Source organism: Halomonas sp. AOP25-F1-15 (genome assembly GCF_052378675.1).
In the GTDB taxonomy this organism is placed as follows: Bacteria; Pseudomonadota; Gammaproteobacteria; order Pseudomonadales; family Halomonadaceae; genus Vreelandella; species Vreelandella casei.
In genome coordinates this window covers 180,306-196,441 of record NZ_JBQSXV010000007.1, presented here as the reverse complement: position 1 = coordinate 196,441, position 16,136 = coordinate 180,306, and the positions used below count along the sequence as shown (strand labels likewise).

Genomic DNA, 16,136 nt, shown 5'->3' with positions numbered 1-16,136 from the left:
GGGGGATTCTAACGCAAAGCGGCGGGAGGATTAAGGTGTATCGCTATCAATCTTCTAACCAGCGGTCCAGATGGGCGCGGGTGAGCTCACCCACGTGAACATCCAGCGTATTGCCCTGACGGTCGAACAGCACGGTGGTGGGCAGCCCGGGGGCTTTAAAAAGCGCCATTAATTGCTGGCTGGGATCACGCAGCGCATAGCGAAACTTCAGCTGCTGGTCGTCCAGGTAGCGTACTGTGGGCAGTAGGTCTTCGCCCTGATTGGCGACGACGACGCTAATACCCTCACGCTGTGCGGCGGCCTCAAGTAGCGGCATTTCGCGTCGGCATGGTGGGCACCAAGTGGCCCACAAGTTGACGATAATGAGATCACCACTTTTCGTCAGCGAGGGTAGATGCACGTCATTACCGTCCACATCTTCCAGGGTCACGTCCGGCAGGCTATCAACGACAAAGTCATTGCCCAAAGGCCCAAGCATGACCAGCATCAGCCATAGACTAGACGCAGCGGCGAGCAGCGCCATCGCACCGCCCATTGCCATTAGCCGTGCGCGTAAGTTCCAGGCGGTCCATGCTAATCCCGCAGCGAGGCCCCATAGGCCGTGATAACCCGGTTGCCAAACTTTTAGTATTTCAAGCGGTGCGCTGCTGTAGCTATCAAGATTGAGCAGTATGTGGCCTGCTCGCGCGCCGATGAGCCATGCAATAATCAGCCCGTAAAACCAGCGCTGTTGGGCCTGGCGTGAAAGTCCTAACAACCACCCGGCGCACAGCAACAGCAGCAATGCACAGCCAATGGCATAAAGCCGAGGCAGCGAAATTAACAGTGGCCCAAGAGCAATAGCGTTCATGAGTTTCCAATTATGTTTTCCGTGAAGCAGGTACACTAGCAGACCATACCCGGCGAGCAGAACATTACGGAGACGTTATGCCCCCCCCCGCTTTTGATCGGCTGCGCGCGTTAGCGATCGGCTCCCAAGCGATTGGCTTGATATTGATTATTACCCTGGAAACAGTCATGCGGGATGCGGCCCGTCCCTGGCAGGGCGTTGTTCTAGCCGTCATGCTTGTGACGGCGCTAGCGCTCGCGCTGGTGCGCCTTTATCGGCGTAATCAAGCTCGCAAACGTTGGGCTCAGCGCCTGGACGATCATGACGATGCCTAGCGCTGGCCGCTGGTCTCAATGGTTCTGCTTGCTGTGGCTGTGCAGCCTGTTGGTAGGCTGCACTCACGCGGTGGTGCGCGAACATCATACCGCGCTTTCCTTAACCGACGCGCGGGATACCTGGCTCGGCACGCGAGCGCATCAGGCGCTAGCGGAGCAAACGGAGCCTGATGGTTTTGCGTTACTGGCCAATGGGCAGCAAGCATTTGCCGCCCGGGTCGGATTGATTCGCCAAGCACAGCGCGAGTTAGATATTCAAACCTATCTGTTGGGCGATGGACAAACCACACGCTTGATTTTATCGCAGCTGCTCGAGGCGGCTGAAGAGGGCGTTCGCGTGCGGCTGCTGGTCGATGATATCGGCGCGATTGGGCAGGGTGAGCGCCTAGCGGCACTGGCAAGCCATCCGGGTATTCATGTACGCGTTTATAACCCGCTGCCGGTAGGACGGGGGCATCTACTCACGCGGGTATTGGCGTCCGCTGTGAACCCCGCGCAGCAGCATCGGCGTATGCATAACAAGCTGTGGGTGGCTGACAACAGCGTCGCTATCGTGGGTGGGCGTAACCTGGGCGACGAGTATTTTGATGCCAACGACTCGCGCAATTTTGCTGATTTAGATTTTGCGACCATTGGCGCCGTCGTGCCCGAGCTTTCGCGCAGTTTTGATGTGTATTGGAATCACGGCTTGGCGCAGCCGATTGAGCGCTATCACGCGGTCAATAGCGATGCTTGGCAAACGCTTAAAGCCGGGCTTGCGGCGTGGTTAGATGATAATGCCGACTCGGAATACTTTAACGAGCTGCGCCACCGGTCGCGTAATGCCCCGCCTTGGGAAACGTTGCACTGGGGAGAAGGGCTGGCTATGTGGGATTCTCCGGGCAAGCTGTCGTCCGCGACACCTGAGTGGTCTGACACTCTGCTTGGTGAGTTAACCGAGGCCACCGAGCTTAGCCAGCGGCTGGTGATTATTTCGGCCTACTTTGTGCCCACCGAGCCCGGCGTTAAACGCCTAACCGAGCTAGCAGACCGCGGTGTGACCGTTGAGATTATTACCAATTCATTGGAGTCCACGGATGCCGCCGTGGTGCACGGCGCTTATGCGCCCTGGCGTAAAACGCTGCTAGAGCACGGTGTCAGGCTGTACGAGCTGCGACCAGAGCAAGAAGCCGGCAGCGACGATGGTATGCGCGTGCCCGGCGCCTCTGCCTCGGCGCTGCACATCAAGGCGCTAAGTTTTGACGATCAGCTTTTCGTGGGGTCATTTAACGCTGACCCGCGGTCTATCTATTGGAATACTGAGCTTGGCGTGCTGGCGCGTAGTGAGTCATTAATGCAGGCATTTAACGAGCTGGTGGCCGTAGGGCAAGAGCCGTCGCTAAGCTACCGGATTGATCTGACGCCGGACGGTGAGCTGAGTTGGCACCTTGAAAGCGAGGGTGAAATGGAGGTTTTAACCGCTGAGCCCGGCAGCGCTTGGCGTCACTTCAACGCATGGTTAAGCCATACGCTCAAGCTAGAGCGCTGGTTGTAGTGTGTTTGTCGCTGGTTTTAGCTTGTTTATCAAAGTAGCGTTAGAAACCGGCGCTTGTATTTTTGGCGTTCCAGTTCCAGATTAATAGCAGCCCTGCATGTGAACAGTGGGGCGCATTAAAAAAACAGACAGGTTTTTTCACTGGGAGCGACAAACAATATGATCAATAAGCGCGTATTAGCCACCGCTGTGGCGGCCTCTTCGCTGGCAATGGCCGGATTTGCTCAGGCCGAGGTGAAGGTTGGCTTCTTGGGCGGCTTCACGGGCGGTATTGAGAGCTTAACGCCACCGATTTTTGCCGGTGCGCAGCTGGCCGTTCAGCAAGTGAATGAGCAGGGCGGCATTTTAGACGGCCAAACGTTAGTGATGCCATCTGGCGACACCACCTGCTCCGATGCATCGGCTGCCTCTAACGCCGCCGACCGTATGGTCAACTCTGAAAACGTTACCGCTATTGTTGGTGCGCTATGTACCGGTGCCACGATTGCCGCGGCTAATAATGCCGCCGTTCCTGGCGGTGTGCTGATGGTCTCGCCAGCCTCAACGGCACCGGCAGTCACCGAGCTTGATGACAATGACTTAATCTTCCGGACAGTGCCCTCGGATGCTTTCCAAGGCGAGATGCTCGCTAAGCTATTGCTCGACAAAGGGATCGATGCGGTCGCCGTCACCTATGTCAATAACGACTACGGTCAAGGCCTGTCGGATGCTTTTGGCGAGGCCTTTGAAGCAGGCGGCGGTGAGGTGGCGGAAAACCTTGCCCACGAAGATAATCGTGCGGACTACCGCTCTGAGCTGGGTTCGCTCTCGGCCAGCGGTGTCGAGACGCTGGTAGTGCTGGCCTATGCCGACACTTCGGGTCAAACCGTGCTGCGTCAAGCCTATGAAAGCGGCATGTTTACGCAGTACGTGGGCGCTGACGGAATGGTAGGTGATAGCCTCATTGAGGCTATTGGCGCTGACGTGCTTGATGGCATGATCGCTACTCGCCCCGGTAGCCCCGACCTACCCGGTACGGATATCTTTATTGAAGCGGCGCAGGCTGCAGAGCTAGACCCGAGCGCGGTGTTTGCCGCCCAGGCTTATGATGCCGCGTTCCTGGTGGCATTGGCCATTGAGCAAAATGGCAGCGCTGATCGTGAAGGGCTTTCTGAGGCGCTGCGCAGTGTTTCCAGCGCACCGGGTGAGGTCATTCTGCCCGGCGAGTGGGAAAAAGCAGTTGAGCTGATTGCGTCAGGTACTGACATCAACTACGAAGGCGCCTCCGGCTCCCATGAGTTCGACGACAACGGCGATGTGCCCGGCGTCGTGGTTGAAATGGTAGTTGAAGATGGCACCTTTACCAGTAAAGGTCTGGTTGATCTTTAAGCGCAAAATGTCAGTAGTTTGAGCACCGGATGATGGTGCCCGACGACTGGCGCTACATGTAGAAATACCCGGCTGATGCAGCCGGGTATTTTTTTCGCTCAACATTGGCAAGGGTTAGCTGTGGTTCTTGATCTTTTCCGGTAGCAACCCTTTGGGCGCAAAGCGCAGCACCATCGTGATCAGCAGGCCAATCACCAGTACGCGTGCCTGTAGGGCGCGGCTATCCATATTGCTGGGTGCATCCCAGCCGAAGGCGCCTTCACCGAAAGCCACCGCAAGTTGCATCAAAAACAGCGCTAGCGGCTCGGACATAATCCAGATGATGTACACCGCCACGGCACCTAAAATCGTGCCCAGGTTATTGCCCGGCCCACCAAGGATCACCATGACTAGCACCAGGAACGTGTGGTTGAGTGGCAGGTAGCCTTGGGGGTCAAAAAGGCTGTTAAAGGTGCCCAGCATGCCGCCGCCTAATCCCATTAGCACGCAGCCCAGTACAAAGATTTCTAAGCGGCGCTTATTGATATCTTTGCCCATCGCGGCAGCGGAGACTTCGTTATCGCGAATCGCCCGGATCATTCGCCCCCAAGGCGCATGGTAGGCGCGATGGAGAAGAAAGAAGATGGCGGCAATCACTACCGCGGTAAATGACAGATAGATGGCCCGAGAAAGCGTGAAGCCTAGCTCTGCCGGCCCTGGCGTCGGCCAGGGTAGGGGAGACACCGTGGCGGTGCCGCGGGTGAGCCAGTCCGAGTTTTTCAGAAACGCTTTAATGATCTCGGCAATGCCTAGGGTGGCGATGGCAAGATAGTCGCTGCGTAAGCCTAGGCATATATGGCCGATAAAGTAGCCCACGCCGCCGGCTAATGCGCCGCCAACAATCCAACCGGTCCAAGCGGGCAGGCCAAAGCCGCCCACAAATCCTGCCCGCGATTGAATTTCACCGGTGACCTCACGCAGCAGGCTGATAACCACCATATAAAGCACGAGTGCCAAGACAACGGCGATCAACGTACGCAGCTTCTTAGGCACGCCCAGGCGGTCAAGTTTGGTGGCTGCGACGACCAGAAGCGTGGCAGCGATACCATAGAGCAATACGCGCCCTAGCTCGCCCGGCAGCTCGGTTCCCCAGAAGGCATCGTTCACCGGTACGCTGAACAGCATCGCGCAGAAACCGCCGAGCGCGACAAAGCCCATGACCCCGGCATTGAACTGGCCGGCGTAGCCCCACTGGATGGTGAGGCCTAGGGCAAGAATGGCATAGCAGGCAGCTTCCACTAACATTCGCGTGCTGTAGGCGGCGCCCATGACGGCGTATACCGCTAACACGGCGATTAGCAGCACCCCGAACAAAATGAGCTCGCGTAGCGGGAAGCGACGTGCCTGAGTGGCGTCTTTAGGGGTATAGGCAGGGTTGCGCATTTTGGCTGAATTGCTCATTAGATCACCTTGCCCTTAAAGAGTCCGGTGGGACGCCATACCAAAATGGCCACGAGAATGAAAAACGGCACCACGATTTTGTATTCTGTGCCTACAAAGGCCAGGTTCGACGGTAGCTCCAGCCAGGCCGGCAGGCTGTCGTGAAAGGGGCGTAGCAGTACGTTCCAGTTAAACACCGCTAGCGTTTCCGCAAACCCCACCACAAAGCCCCCGGCAATCGCGCCATAAGGGTGGCCCACGCCGCCCACAATGGCCGCAGCAAAAATAGGCAGCAGCAGAAAAAAGCTTAGGTCGGGCTTGAAGGTCACGTCCAGGGCGAGCAGGGTGCCGGCAGTAGCGGCCAGCGCTCCTGCAATCATCCATGTCACGGCCACAATGGTGTTGGTGTTAATCCCCGATGCCTGGGCAAGTTCAGGGTTGTCTGACATCGCCCGCATCGCCTTGCCAAGCCGTGAGCGATGAAGAAATAGATGCAGTGCGACAACGGCAACCAGCGTAAGCACAAACAGATAAATTTGCGGCTCGGTGATCACGATGGGCGCGCGAGCACCTTCAAACGGCAGGGCGAGGCGAAAGATTTCTTTACGGTCATCGACATACAGACTTTGCCCGCTAGTGCCTGCAAATAGCCGGATAAGCCCCTGCAAAATAAGCGTGACGCCCAGCGAGCCAATAACCAGCACGATGGGCTTTACCCCATGAGCGCGCAGTGGTTTGTAGAACGCTTTGTCGATGCCTACCGCTAATGCAGCGGTCAGCAGCATGGCCAGCGGTAGCATTAAGATAGCGGTGGGGATGCCAAGGCTCGCACCTGCGGCTGGAAACAGGGTGGTGAGCAGTAGCACCATAAAGGCACCGAAGGTCATCATGTCGGCATGGGCAAAATGGGCAAAGCGCATAATGCTGAATATCAGCGTTACGCCGACGGCTCCTATGGCATAGATGGAGCCGCTCACGCTGCCCGCAATCACCACATTATTAATAAAAAAAGCCAGTTCGTTCACGTGTTTCTCCCTGGGGCTAGCCGCCCAAAAAGCTTTTAGCGACGTCCGGATTAGCCAGCAGTGCGGCCCCTGTGTCGGTAAAGCGGTTTTGGCCAGCGGCTAGCACGAAGCCTTTATCGGCAATCGCCAACGCCTGCTTGGCATTCTGTTCCACCATCAAAATGCCAACGCCTGCGGCATTGATCTGTTTGACGCGATCAAAAATTTCATTCATGTACAGCGGTGACAGCCCTGCAGTGGGTTCATCAAGTAACAGCAGGCTAGGCTCGGCCATAAGCGCGCGCCCCATGGCGACCATTTGGCGCTGACCGCCAGAAAGCTCGCCGGCGGGCTGGCGACGCTTCTCATGAAGCGGCGGGAAGAACTCATATACCTGCGCGAGCATCCGCTTGACGTTTTGCGGCTTTAAAAATGCGCCCATCTCTAGGTTTTCCTGCACGGAAAGACTAGGGAAAATATTTTTCTCCTGAGGCACAAAACCCATACCACGCTGTACCAGCTGGTTAGGCGGCAAGTTATGAATCGGCTGGCCGAGGAGCAGTATGTCGCCCTGGTTGACATGTAAAAGGCCAAAAATCGCCTTCAGCATGGTGGATTTACCTGCCCCGTTAGGGCCAACGATAACGCCAATTTCATCCGCTGCTAGCGTCATGTTTACCCCGTTAAGGATATTCATACTGCCGTAGCCACCGTGCACATCGCGCGCGTCGATTAATGGCCGGTGTGCCGTTTCAATGGTTGAAGCCCCGGCTGTTGAGGGGCCGATGTTTGCAGGCATAGGGTAAGGAGTCTCTGCTAGGTCACTTACAGGAAGCGACATCATTGTAATCATTGGGTGTGGCTAGAGTCGGTCACGCTTAGGCGGCATCGCTGCCAAAGTAAGCTTCGATGACCTCTGGGTTATTCTGAATATCGCTAATGTGGCCTTCCACCATGACGCTGCCTTGGGCCAGCACAATGACCGGATCACACAAACGGGCAATCATTTCCATGTCGTGCTCAATGACTAAGAAGGTGTAGCCCATCTCGCGATTCAAGCGCTCGATATTGCCCATTAAATCGCCCAGCAGCGTGCGGTTTACCCCGGCGGCGATCTCATCTAAGAGCACGACTTTGGCATCGCTCATCATGGTACGGCCTAGCTCAAGCAGCTTTTTCTGCCCGCCCGACAGATTGCCCGCCAGCTCGTTACGCACGTGGTGCAGACCCACGAAGTCGATGACTTCCAGCGCGCGGCGGCGCACCTCGGCTTCTTCCCGGCGCACCGTGGCAGGCCGTAACCACGCGCTAAATAAATCCTCACCGGCTTGTTTGGGCGGCACCATCATCAGGTTTTCCAGCGCGCTCATCTGGCTAAATTCGTGGGCAATCTGAAAGGTGCGCAGCAACCCTTTATGAAACCGCTGGTCGGCGCTGAGCGCCGTTATATCTTCACCATCAAGCAACACGCGACCGCTGTCGGGGGGCAGTGAGCCGGCAATCAGATTAAACAGCGTCGATTTGCCCGCGCCATTGGGACCGATCATGCCGGTAATAGAGCCTTTTTCTACTTGTATAGAGCAGTCGTTAATAACCTGCAGGCCCCCAAATGCTTTGTTGACTCGCTGTACTTCAATAAGAGGGATCATGGTGTCTCCACGCGATGCAGGCGGCTAAGAAGCCGCCTGCGCACTATTATTAAATTGTTTGTCGTGGTTTTTTGAGCCACCGCTGGCTGGCAGCAAATGCGCCGACGATCAGTAGCGCGCCAAGGGTGGGGATAAGATAGCCATCCACCAGAGGAATCGTGCGTAAAAACACAAAGGCTACCGCCGCGGGCGCGACAAAGCGCACCAGGAACCGCCAGAATCTAAACCAAGTGACGTTGGTGCCCAATTCTTTCATCACCTCGCTTTGGGTGAGCGTCCACCCTGCAAACAAGGCAATCATCAGGCCCCCTACGGGCATAAAGATATTGGTCAGTAGTTCAATGAAATCAAACGCGGTGCGCCCAAAGAGGAGGTGGAAAATCGTCCCCTCGGCCCACACGTTAAAGCTCACGACGGTTAATAGCCCCATCGCCCAGGCGGCGGTGGCCATAATAGCGACCGCCTGCGGGCGGGTCATATCAAAGCGCTCCACCAGAAAAGCCGCAACGGGTTCAATCAGCGAAATAGATGAGCTGATCGCGGCGCCAAGCACCAATATAAAGAATACGCCACCGACCAGCGCGCCCATCGGCATGTCAGAGAACGCTAGTGGTAAGGTAACAAACATAAGCCCAGGGCCTTGCCCCGTTTCCAGGCCTGCGCCAAATACCAGCGCGAAAATAGCTAAGCCGGCCACCATCGCTACGGCGGTATCAACAATGGCCACGGCAAAGGCCGTGCGGGTCAGCGACACGTTGCTGGGCATATAGGCGCCATAGGCCATGATTGCCCCCATCCCTAGGCTCAGCGTGAAGAATGATTGCCCCATTGCCTGAAGCCAGCCCTCTAAGCTGAGGTCGGCAAGATTGAAGGTGAATAAGAAGGTCGCAGCGGCGCCCACATCGCCATTGATCACGCTGTAGGCCAGCACTACCAGCAGAATCACAAACAGCGCAGGCATCATAATGCGTAGCCCGGCTTCGATGCCGTTATGAATGCCCATGCCGACAATAAGCGCCGAGGCGGCAATAAATAGCGTGTGGTAGAGCGTCATCAAGCCCGGTGCCGCCAGTAGCGCATCAAAGCCTTGGCTAATCGTTTGCGCATCGGCACCGACTAGCGAGCCGGTGAGCATCAGCCAGGTGTAGTGAATCGCCCAGCCGGCAATCACGGAGTAGAAGCTTAAAATTAAAAAGGCGGAGGCGGCGCCCAGCCAACCAATCGATTCCCACGCACGGGAAGTGCGGTGTGTTTTGGTGAGGTGTCGCATACCCATAATCGGGCTTTGACGGCTGGTGCGCCCCAGCATGATTTCAGCAATCAAAATAGGAATGCCGACCGCGAAAATCGTCAGCGCGTAAATCAGAATAAAAGCGCCGCCGCCGTTTTCACCGACCAGATAAGGAAAACGCCATAAATTGCCCAGACCGACGGCAGAGCCAACGGCGGCCAGAAGAAACGTGCCTTTGTGCGTCCAGACGTTATGACCGCTCATGGATAAGAGTGTCCAGGTTCGGGTGCAAGAACGGGGATAAGTATCCAAACACCTGTATGAATATAGATAAGTCAGCGTGCCATGGACGCGCCGAAGTTAACGTTACTGTGCGATAGAATGCGCCGTCTTTCCAGAGCACTAGCGTTTAGGTTGCGTTAAGGAGCATGGCTTGGCAATTGGCTCGCGGTTAATGAAACATTGAAAAGCGCGGCGTACAGGCACAAAAAAGCCCGCTTGCGCGGGCTTTAATGATTTACCTATACGACTAATAGGCTTACTTCTTGCTATAACGCTTACGCTCGGTTTCTTTGAGCAGCTTTTTACGCAACCGGATGTGTACCGGCGTTACTTCGACTAGCTCGTCGGAATCGAGGAACTCAATCGCCTGCTCCAGCGAGAATTTCACCGGCGGCGTCAACACGATGTTCTCGTCGTTACCGGTAGAACGCATGTTGTCGAGCTTCTTACCTTTAGTGGGGTTAACCACCATGTCGTTAGCACGATTGTTGATACCAATCAGCATGCCTTCGTAAACTTCCGTGGCGTGATCGATAATCAGCTTGCCGCGCTCTTGCAGTGCATACAGCGCATAGGCAAGGGCTTTGCCGTCAACCATCGAGACCAATACACCGTTACGACGCTCGATAGAGGCATCAGGCTTCAGTTGACCGTAGTGATCAAAGCGGCTGGTCAAAATGCCGGTGCCGGAGGTCAGGGTCAGGAACTGACCGCGGAAACCGATCAGACCGCGTGCAGGAATAATAAAGTCGAGGCGAACCCGTCCTTTACCATCGGGCAGCATGTTGGTCATCTCGCCTTTGCGGTAACCCAGCTCTTCCATGATAGAGCCTTGATGCTGCTCTTCACAGTCGATGATGACTTCTTCGTACGGCTCTTGCTTCTCGCCGTCGATTTCTTTGATGATAACTTCTGGGCGGCCAACGGCCAGCTCAAAGCCTTCACGACGCATGGTTTCGATCAGCACCGAAAGGTGCAGCTCGCCACGGCCCGACACTTTGAATTTCTCAGGGGTTTCGCCCTGTTCAACGCGCAGCGCTACGTTGTGAATCAGCTCTTGCTCAAGACGATCCTTGATATTACGGCTGGTCACAAACTTACCGTCTTTACCTGCGAACGGTGAATCGTTGACCTGGAAGGTCATCGAAACGGTCGGCTCGTCGACAGATAGCGGCGGCAGTGCTTGGACATTCGCAGGATCACACAGGGTGTCAGAAATCGATAGATCATCGATGCCGGTGATGCAAACGATGTCGCCTGCGGTGGCTTCGTTGGTCTGCACACGCTCAAGACCCATATGCGTCATGACCTGGCCGATTTTGCCCTTGCGTACGTTGCCGTCAACGCCGATCACTGAGATCTGCTGGTTCGGCTTCACCGCGCCGCGCTTGATGCGGCCAAGGCCGATAACGCCTACGTAGCTGTTGTAGTCCAGTGCAGAGATCTGCATCTGGAAGGGGCCGTTAAGCTCAACCTGAGGCGGCTCAACGATATCGACGATGGCTTGGAACATGGGATCCATGTTGTCAGCCAGCGCGTCAGGATCCATGCCCGCAATGCCGTTTAGGGCAGAGCAGTAGATGATCGGGAAGTCGAGCTGTTCGTCGGATGCGCCCAGGTTGTCGAAAAGATCGAAAATCTGGTCGATAACCCAGTCAGGGCGAGCGCCGGGGCGGTCAATTTTATTGACGACCACGATCGGACGAAGGCCTTGGGCGAACGCTTTTTGGGTTACAAAGCGAGTTTGCGGCATCGGACCGTCGACGGCGTCTACTAATAGTAGTACCGAGTCGACCATCGACATAACGCGCTCAACTTCACCGCCGAAATCGGCGTGCCCAGGCGTATCCACGATGTTGATGTGGTAGTCATTACCGTGGCTGTCTTGCCACTGGATGGCCGTATTCTTGGCCAAAATAGTAATGCCGCGCTCTTTTTCCTGATCGCTTGAGTCCATAACGCGCTCTTGACCTTCCGCTTTGCGGTCAAGGGTGCCGGACTGGCTCAGGAGTTTATCGACCAGAGTTGTTTTGCCGTGGTCAACGTGGGCAATGATCGCTACGTTGCGCAGGTTATTAACCGCGCTGGAATTTTGCTGGTTTTGCATGCTGGGAGAGAACTCTTGTGAACACCCGTTTGTCCACGGGTCGGAAAATGCGGGTCGCAAGGGCTGGCAAATGCCGACCATCTTGGCTCAGGGCTTGCGTCCAACGATTATTCTACCATGTTGAAGGCTTCGCTGATATTACTGGCGCACTTATCGACCTTCGTCGCCCCCAGGAAAGTTTTCGGACTGGGGCTCCATCCGCTAGAATAGCGCTTTTCCCACTGGGGCAGGAGCATGACCATCGGTAATCTGATGCGTTTATTAAGCGATGGCGAGGTTCATTCTGGCGAGCAGCTGGGTGAGACGCTGGGTATTTCTCGTGCTGCGGTGTGGAAGCAGTTAAAAAAATTAGAAGTGCTGGGCGTTGAAATTATCGCAGTGAAAGGCCGCGGCTATCGACTGTCGCAGCGGCTGGAACCCCTGGAGGGCGCTAAAATCGTTGAGCGGCTGCCTGCTCAAGCGCGTCATCACCTTACGCGGCTGTTTGTTGAAGATCAGTTGCCCTCCAGCAATGAGTATCTGCGCCAGCGTTTTGAGCAGGGTGCCGGGCATGGCGAAGTTTGTTTGGTTGAGCTGCAAACCGCTGGGCGCGGCCGGCGTGGGCGGGTTTGGTCGACGCCCTGGGGGCAAAGCCTCATGCTCTCGTTGGGCTGGCGGTTTGAATCCGGTATTGCGGTGCTGGAAGGTTTGAGTCTGGCGGTCGGCGTGGTCGTGGCCCAGGTGCTTGAGCAGCACGGCGTGGCGCCGAAGTTGAAATGGCCGAACGATATTTTGCTCTCTGAGCAGGCACCGACGGGCGACGCTGGCGCGCATAGTGAGCTGGGCAAGCTGGCCGGTATTCTTGTCGAAGTCACGGGGGATGCTGGCGGTCCGTGTGAAGTGGTGATCGGCATGGGTATGAATCTGTGGCTACCGGCTGCACAGCGTGCCGCGATTGATCAACCTGTAGCGGCGCTTTTCGAGCGCCTGCCCAATATCTCGCGTAACCAGCTGGCCTCCGATGTGGTGGCGGGTTTATTGTCCATGCTGGCTAATTTTGAGCGAGTGGGTTTTAGTGCTTGGCGCGATGACTGGAATGATCGTCATGCCTATGCAGGGCTGCCCGTTCGCGTTATTCAAGGACAACAAACCAGTGATGCCGTCGCAGGGGACGTGGATGAGAGTGGTAATCTATGGGTTACTGAAAATGATCACTCTCGACGCCTCGCTGGCGGTGAGATCAGCGTGCGTAGGCGTTTATGATTCTGGATCTTGATATCGGCAACACGCTGTCTAAATGGCGGCTGAAGGATGCCGAGAGTAGCGAGATACGTTCACGCGGGGCAGTCTGGACGCGTGAAGAGTGGCGCCCCGGAGCTGATATTCCCGATCTCGATGTCGTCGAGGCGGTGCGTATCTCCAGCGTGGCGCGAGCGGCGGTGTTGGAGGAGACGGTCGCGTTACTGCGCCGCCGCGTTCGCCATGTGCATGTTGCCCACTCGACGTATGAAGCGCTGGGAGTTATTAACGGCTATGAAGAGCCGGGGCGCTTAGGTGTCGATCGCTGGATGGGAGCGCTGGCCGGCTATCAGTTGGCCGGTGGGTGCTGCGCGGTGGACTGCGGTAGCGCAATTACTATCGACTTCGTACTGCCGGGAGGCAGCCATCTCGGTGGCTATATCATTCCCGGCCTGCGGCTGATGAAAGAGAGTTTAAAACTTGGCACCCGCAACGTAGCGATCGATCCAGAAAGCGAGGCCGACGAGCTGCTAGAGCCTGGCCGGCGGACGGTTGACGCGGTGAATCACGGTATCTATATGGCGGCGGTCAGTGCTATTAATCGCATCTATAGTGAAGTGTGCGATCAGGAGGGCATTGCACTGCCGATGTTGCTAACCGGTGGCGATGCGCGGGTAGTGTCGCGGGGCGTGCAAGTGCCTCATGCGGTATGGCCCGATATGGTTTATGGCGGACTAGAGGCCTGTTTTCCAATGACCTTCGCTGAGCGAGCGGGTAAAATGTCCGGCGCGCCGCGAGTACCTGAACCTGTTTCGCTAGAAAAGATTCGTGCAGGACTTGCATTCTCAATGCTGCTTTGACAAAATGCAGCGCGCTCTAGGGCGTGTCACAGATGCAACATCTCGCTAAAAGTTATGCGATGAGCTTTGATAAATAAGTGATTATCTGGCTTGACACTGTGATAGAGGTTGGCATAATGTGCCGCCACGTTGGAGAGATTCCCGAGTGGCCAAAGGGAGCAGACTGTAAATCTGCCGCGTAAGCTTCGAAGGTTCGAATCCTTCTCTCTCCACCAGATTTATATGCCAGCGATTGTTTTCGATGAGATTGCTTTCGATGGCGTAGAATGAAAAGCCGGTAGCGGGCACGGTCTACAGTTCAGTTTTACCAAGCTGTAGATTGGCAGGGCGGCGCAGCGGGTTGTCATTCGAGACAGGTTCGCGGGCGTAGTTCAAAGGTAGAACCTCAGCCTTCCAAGCTGATGGTGCGGGTTCGATTCCCGCCGCCCGCTCCAGTTGATGTGTTTCGCTCATGTAGCTCAGGGGTAGAGCACACCCTTGGTAAGGGTGAGGTCGACGGTTCAATTCCGTCCATGAGCTCCATATTGCGAAAAAAGCGAGCCGAGCTCGCTTTTTTTGTTTCTGTAGTTAGGCGAAGATTGGTGCCTGAGTGCAGGGTGGGGGTTGCCAGGAGTGGTTTTCTCCGCTACCATGGCGCCCGCTGTTGTCTAGGCGTTTTAAAGCGCTTATGCAATGTGATGATACAGGCCAGTGGCTCAATTGGCAGAGCAGCGGTCTCCAAAACCGCAGGTTGGGGGTTCGAGTCCCTCCTGGCCTGCCAACCTTCCCCAGGTTGGCATGTTATTTTTCAGAATTCCTTTACTGTAGCTGCACCCTAAGGAGTCTCGTTTTATGAAGCCTGGTTCTGTAAAGCACGGTACCGAGGTGCAACAGGCGCGCCATGACGGGCTCAAGTGGGCAGCGGTTATAGCGCTGCTTGTCGTTGCTGTCGTTGGTAATACCTATTTCGCCAATATTGGCCTGCTCTACCGCGTCATTGGCGTAGTGGTGTTGTGTGTGATTGCTGGTTTGATCGCGCTGACCACTGCCAAAGGTCGTGATTTAGTGGAGCTAGCCGTTAGCGCCAAGAAAGAGATTCAGCGCGTTGTATGGCCGACCCGTCCCGAAACAATTCAGACCACCGCAATTGTTCTGGTGGCTGTTGTTGTGGTGGGTTTGATGCTGTGGTTGATTGACACTCTTCTTGGCTGGGCAATGTCCGGCGTCATTGGTTAGGAGTTTTCATGTCCAAACGTTGGTACGTCGTTCACGCTTATTCTGGGTTTGAAAAGCATGTCATGCGTTCACTGATTGAGCGTGTGAAGATGTATGGCATGGAAGATCGCTTTGGCGAGATTCTGGTGCCGACAGAAGAAGTCGTCGAAATGCGTGACGGTAAGCGACGCAAGAGTGAGCGAAAATTCTATCCCGGCTACGTATTGGTCGAGATGGAAATGGCCGACGAAACATGGCACCTGGTTAATGAAACACCCCGCGTTATGGGTTTCATTGGCGGTACCAAAGAAAAGCCGGCTGCTATTACCTCTCGCGAAGCGGATGCTATTTTGCTGCGCGTTAAAGATGGTACTGACAAGCCGCGGCCCAAAACAATGTTTGAGCCGGGTCAGTCAGTGCGTGTAGTCGATGGTCCGTTTGCAGATTTCAACGGCGTCGTTGAAGAAGTGAATTATGAAAAGAGTCGCCTGCAGGTCAGCGTGCTGATCTTTGGGCGCTCTACGCCTGTTGAGTTAGAATTTTCTCAGGTTGAAAAAGAGTAAGTTCGCAGGTTGAGAAAGAGTAAGCACGATATTCGTGCGAGGCGGCTAAATAGCCGTTTCGCTGGTACCGGGGAGCCTTCGGGCGTTATTACCCAATTGGAGTAAAAACGATGGCCAAGAAAGTACAGGCTTACATCAAGCTGCAGGTTGCTGCAGGTAAAGCCAATCCAAGTCCGCCGGTAGGTCCAGCACTGGGTCAGCACGGCGTGAACATCATGGAATTCTGTAAAGCGTTCAACGCCGCGACTCAAGAAATTGAGCCGGGCCTGCCGACGCCAGTTGTGATCACTGTCTACTCAGACCGTAGCTTCACGTTCGTCACCAAAACACCGCCTGCTGCCGTGCTGCTGAAAAAAGCCGCTGGTATCAAGTCGGGTTCCGGTGAGCCGAACAAGAAGAAAGTCGGTACCGTTACGCGTGAGCAGCTTGAAGAGATCGCCAAGACTAAAGAGCCTGATTTGACGGCTGCTAATCTTGACGCCGCAGTGCGCACCATTGCTGGCAGTGCTCGCAGCATGGGCCTAAACGTGGAGGGTCTTTGAT

At 55.7% G+C, this 16,136-nt stretch carries 15 protein-coding genes and 4 tRNA genes; 12 read left to right on the top strand and 7 right to left on the bottom strand.

Annotated features, from left to right (window positions below; translation table 11 throughout):
* Nucleotides 1–46: 46 nt before the first annotated feature.
* Nucleotides 47–850, bottom strand: coding sequence for a TlpA disulfide reductase family protein (locus tag ACT3TF_RS14435; RefSeq protein WP_096276575.1), 804 nt, complete (start codon nucleotides 848–850; stop codon nucleotides 47–49).
* Between the two features lie 77 nt (nucleotides 851–927).
* On the opposite strand from ACT3TF_RS14435, the gene ACT3TF_RS14430 reads away from it, so the two are divergent.
* From ACT3TF_RS14430 to ACT3TF_RS14420, 3 genes are all read left to right on the top strand, one after another.
* Nucleotides 928–1,164 carry a hypothetical protein gene (locus ACT3TF_RS14430; RefSeq protein ID WP_096276573.1) on the top strand — a complete coding sequence of 79 codons (237 nt, stop codon included), beginning with the start codon at nucleotides 928–930 and terminating at the stop codon, nucleotides 1,162–1,164.
* Nucleotides 1,151–2,698 carry a phospholipase D-like domain-containing protein gene (locus ACT3TF_RS14425; protein WP_444625734.1) on the top strand — a complete coding sequence of 516 codons (1,548 nt, stop codon included), beginning with the start codon at nucleotides 1,151–1,153 and terminating at the stop codon, nucleotides 2,696–2,698. The genes ACT3TF_RS14430 and ACT3TF_RS14425 overlap by 14 nt, the downstream gene beginning before the upstream one ends.
* 159 nt (nucleotides 2,699–2,857) lie before the next feature.
* Entirely contained in the window at nucleotides 2,858–4,066 is a 1,209-nt protein-coding gene (locus ACT3TF_RS14420; RefSeq protein WP_444672401.1) for an ABC transporter substrate-binding protein, read from the top strand.
* Between the two features lie 114 nt (nucleotides 4,067–4,180).
* On the opposite strand, the gene ACT3TF_RS14415 is transcribed toward ACT3TF_RS14420, so the two are convergent.
* The 6 genes from ACT3TF_RS14415 to typA all read right to left on the bottom strand — a co-directional run bounded on the left by ACT3TF_RS14415 (nucleotide 4,181) and on the right by typA (nucleotide 11,758).
* Nucleotides 4,181–5,506 carry a branched-chain amino acid ABC transporter permease gene (locus tag ACT3TF_RS14415; RefSeq protein ID WP_444672400.1) on the bottom strand — a complete coding sequence of 442 codons (1,326 nt, stop codon included), beginning with the start codon at nucleotides 5,504–5,506 and terminating at the stop codon, nucleotides 4,181–4,183.
* Nucleotides 5,506–6,510, bottom strand: a complete 1,005-nt coding sequence (locus ACT3TF_RS14410) for a branched-chain amino acid ABC transporter permease (RefSeq protein ID WP_193063255.1) — start codon at nucleotides 6,508–6,510, stop codon at nucleotides 5,506–5,508. Before ACT3TF_RS14410 ends, ACT3TF_RS14415 begins: the two co-directional genes overlap by 1 nt.
* A gap of 16 nt (nucleotides 6,511–6,526) precedes the next feature.
* Nucleotides 6,527–7,186, bottom strand: a complete 660-nt coding sequence (locus ACT3TF_RS14405) for an ABC transporter ATP-binding protein (protein ID WP_226938602.1) — start codon at nucleotides 7,184–7,186, stop codon at nucleotides 6,527–6,529.
* A 181-nt stretch (nucleotides 7,187–7,367) separates the two neighbouring features.
* Nucleotides 7,368–8,138, bottom strand: a complete 771-nt coding sequence (locus ACT3TF_RS14400) for an ABC transporter ATP-binding protein (protein WP_444672399.1) — start codon at nucleotides 8,136–8,138, stop codon at nucleotides 7,368–7,370.
* A gap of 49 nt (nucleotides 8,139–8,187) precedes the next feature.
* Entirely contained in the window at nucleotides 8,188–9,633 is a 1,446-nt protein-coding gene (locus ACT3TF_RS14395) for a sodium-dependent transporter (protein WP_444672398.1), read from the bottom strand.
* A 274-nt stretch (nucleotides 9,634–9,907) separates the two neighbouring features.
* The gene (typA, locus tag ACT3TF_RS14390; RefSeq protein WP_444625738.1) at nucleotides 9,908–11,758 is read right to left on the bottom strand and encodes a translational GTPase TypA; all 1,851 of its coding nucleotides are present in this window, start codon (nucleotides 11,756–11,758) and stop codon (nucleotides 9,908–9,910) included.
* A 234-nt stretch (nucleotides 11,759–11,992) separates the two neighbouring features.
* Between typA and ACT3TF_RS14385 the strand changes: the two genes are divergently transcribed.
* From ACT3TF_RS14385 to rplK, 9 genes are all read left to right on the top strand, one after another.
* Nucleotides 11,993–13,000 (top strand): biotin--[acetyl-CoA-carboxylase] ligase, encoded by a 1,008-nt coding sequence (locus ACT3TF_RS14385; protein WP_193063246.1) that lies wholly within the window; start codon nucleotides 11,993–11,995, stop codon nucleotides 12,998–13,000.
* Entirely contained in the window at nucleotides 12,997–13,836 is an 840-nt protein-coding gene (locus tag ACT3TF_RS14380) for a type III pantothenate kinase (protein ID WP_096276552.1), read from the top strand. Before ACT3TF_RS14385 ends, ACT3TF_RS14380 begins: the two co-directional genes overlap by 4 nt.
* Before the next feature lie 131 nt (nucleotides 13,837–13,967).
* Nucleotides 13,968–14,051, top strand: a tRNA-Tyr gene (locus ACT3TF_RS14375).
* A 145-nt stretch (nucleotides 14,052–14,196) separates the two neighbouring features.
* Nucleotides 14,197–14,270 (top strand) — tRNA-Gly (locus tag ACT3TF_RS14370).
* A gap of 13 nt (nucleotides 14,271–14,283) precedes the next feature.
* Nucleotides 14,284–14,358, top strand: a tRNA-Thr gene (locus ACT3TF_RS14365).
* Nucleotides 14,359–14,520: 162 nt separating this feature from the next.
* Nucleotides 14,521–14,596: transfer RNA gene (locus ACT3TF_RS14360), tRNA-Trp, on the top strand.
* 71 nt (nucleotides 14,597–14,667) lie between these two features.
* The gene (secE, locus tag ACT3TF_RS14355; protein WP_193063244.1) at nucleotides 14,668–15,051 is read left to right on the top strand and encodes a preprotein translocase subunit SecE; all 384 of its coding nucleotides are present in this window, start codon (nucleotides 14,668–14,670) and stop codon (nucleotides 15,049–15,051) included.
* Between the two features lie 8 nt (nucleotides 15,052–15,059).
* Nucleotides 15,060–15,593 carry a transcription termination/antitermination protein NusG gene (gene nusG / locus ACT3TF_RS14350; RefSeq protein WP_096276548.1) on the top strand — a complete coding sequence of 178 codons (534 nt, stop codon included), beginning with the start codon at nucleotides 15,060–15,062 and terminating at the stop codon, nucleotides 15,591–15,593.
* A gap of 110 nt (nucleotides 15,594–15,703) precedes the next feature.
* The gene (gene rplK / locus ACT3TF_RS14345) at nucleotides 15,704–16,135 is read left to right on the top strand and encodes a 50S ribosomal protein L11 (RefSeq protein ID WP_007112017.1); all 432 of its coding nucleotides are present in this window, start codon (nucleotides 15,704–15,706) and stop codon (nucleotides 16,133–16,135) included.
* The last annotated feature ends 1 nt before the right edge of the window (nucleotide 16,136 follow it).

What these genes read in the sequence shown, in the direction of transcription:
- ACT3TF_RS14435 (WP_096276575.1), bottom strand. Translation starts at nt 850, where the DNA reads ATGAACGCTATTGCTCTTGGGCCACTGTTAATTTCGCTGCCTCGGCTT.
- ACT3TF_RS14430 (WP_096276573.1), top strand. Translation starts at nt 928, where the DNA reads ATGCCCCCCCCCGCTTTTGATCGGCTGCGCGCGTTAGCGATCGGCTCC.
- ACT3TF_RS14425 (WP_444625734.1), top strand. Translation starts at nt 1,151, where the DNA reads ATGACGATGCCTAGCGCTGGCCGCTGGTCTCAATGGTTCTGCTTGCTG.
- ACT3TF_RS14420 (WP_444672401.1), top strand. Translation starts at nt 2,858, where the DNA reads ATGATCAATAAGCGCGTATTAGCCACCGCTGTGGCGGCCTCTTCGCTG.
- ACT3TF_RS14415 (WP_444672400.1), bottom strand. Translation starts at nt 5,506, where the DNA reads ATGAGCAATTCAGCCAAAATGCGCAACCCTGCCTATACCCCTAAAGAC.
- ACT3TF_RS14405 (WP_226938602.1), bottom strand. Translation starts at nt 7,186, where the DNA reads ATGAATATCCTTAACGGGGTAAACATGACGCTAGCAGCGGATGAAATT.
- ACT3TF_RS14400 (WP_444672399.1), bottom strand. Translation starts at nt 8,138, where the DNA reads ATGATCCCTCTTATTGAAGTACAGCGAGTCAACAAAGCATTTGGGGGC.
- ACT3TF_RS14395 (WP_444672398.1), bottom strand. Translation starts at nt 9,633, where the DNA reads ATGAGCGGTCATAACGTCTGGACGCACAAAGGCACGTTTCTTCTGGCC.
- typA (WP_444625738.1), bottom strand. Translation starts at nt 11,758, where the DNA reads ATGCAAAACCAGCAAAATTCCAGCGCGGTTAATAACCTGCGCAACGTA.
- ACT3TF_RS14385 (WP_193063246.1), top strand. Translation starts at nt 11,993, where the DNA reads ATGACCATCGGTAATCTGATGCGTTTATTAAGCGATGGCGAGGTTCAT.
- ACT3TF_RS14380 (WP_096276552.1), top strand. Translation starts at nt 12,997, where the DNA reads ATGATTCTGGATCTTGATATCGGCAACACGCTGTCTAAATGGCGGCTG.
- secE (WP_193063244.1), top strand. Translation starts at nt 14,668, where the DNA reads ATGAAGCCTGGTTCTGTAAAGCACGGTACCGAGGTGCAACAGGCGCGC.
- nusG (WP_096276548.1), top strand. Translation starts at nt 15,060, where the DNA reads ATGTCCAAACGTTGGTACGTCGTTCACGCTTATTCTGGGTTTGAAAAG.
- rplK (WP_007112017.1), top strand. Translation starts at nt 15,704, where the DNA reads ATGGCCAAGAAAGTACAGGCTTACATCAAGCTGCAGGTTGCTGCAGGT.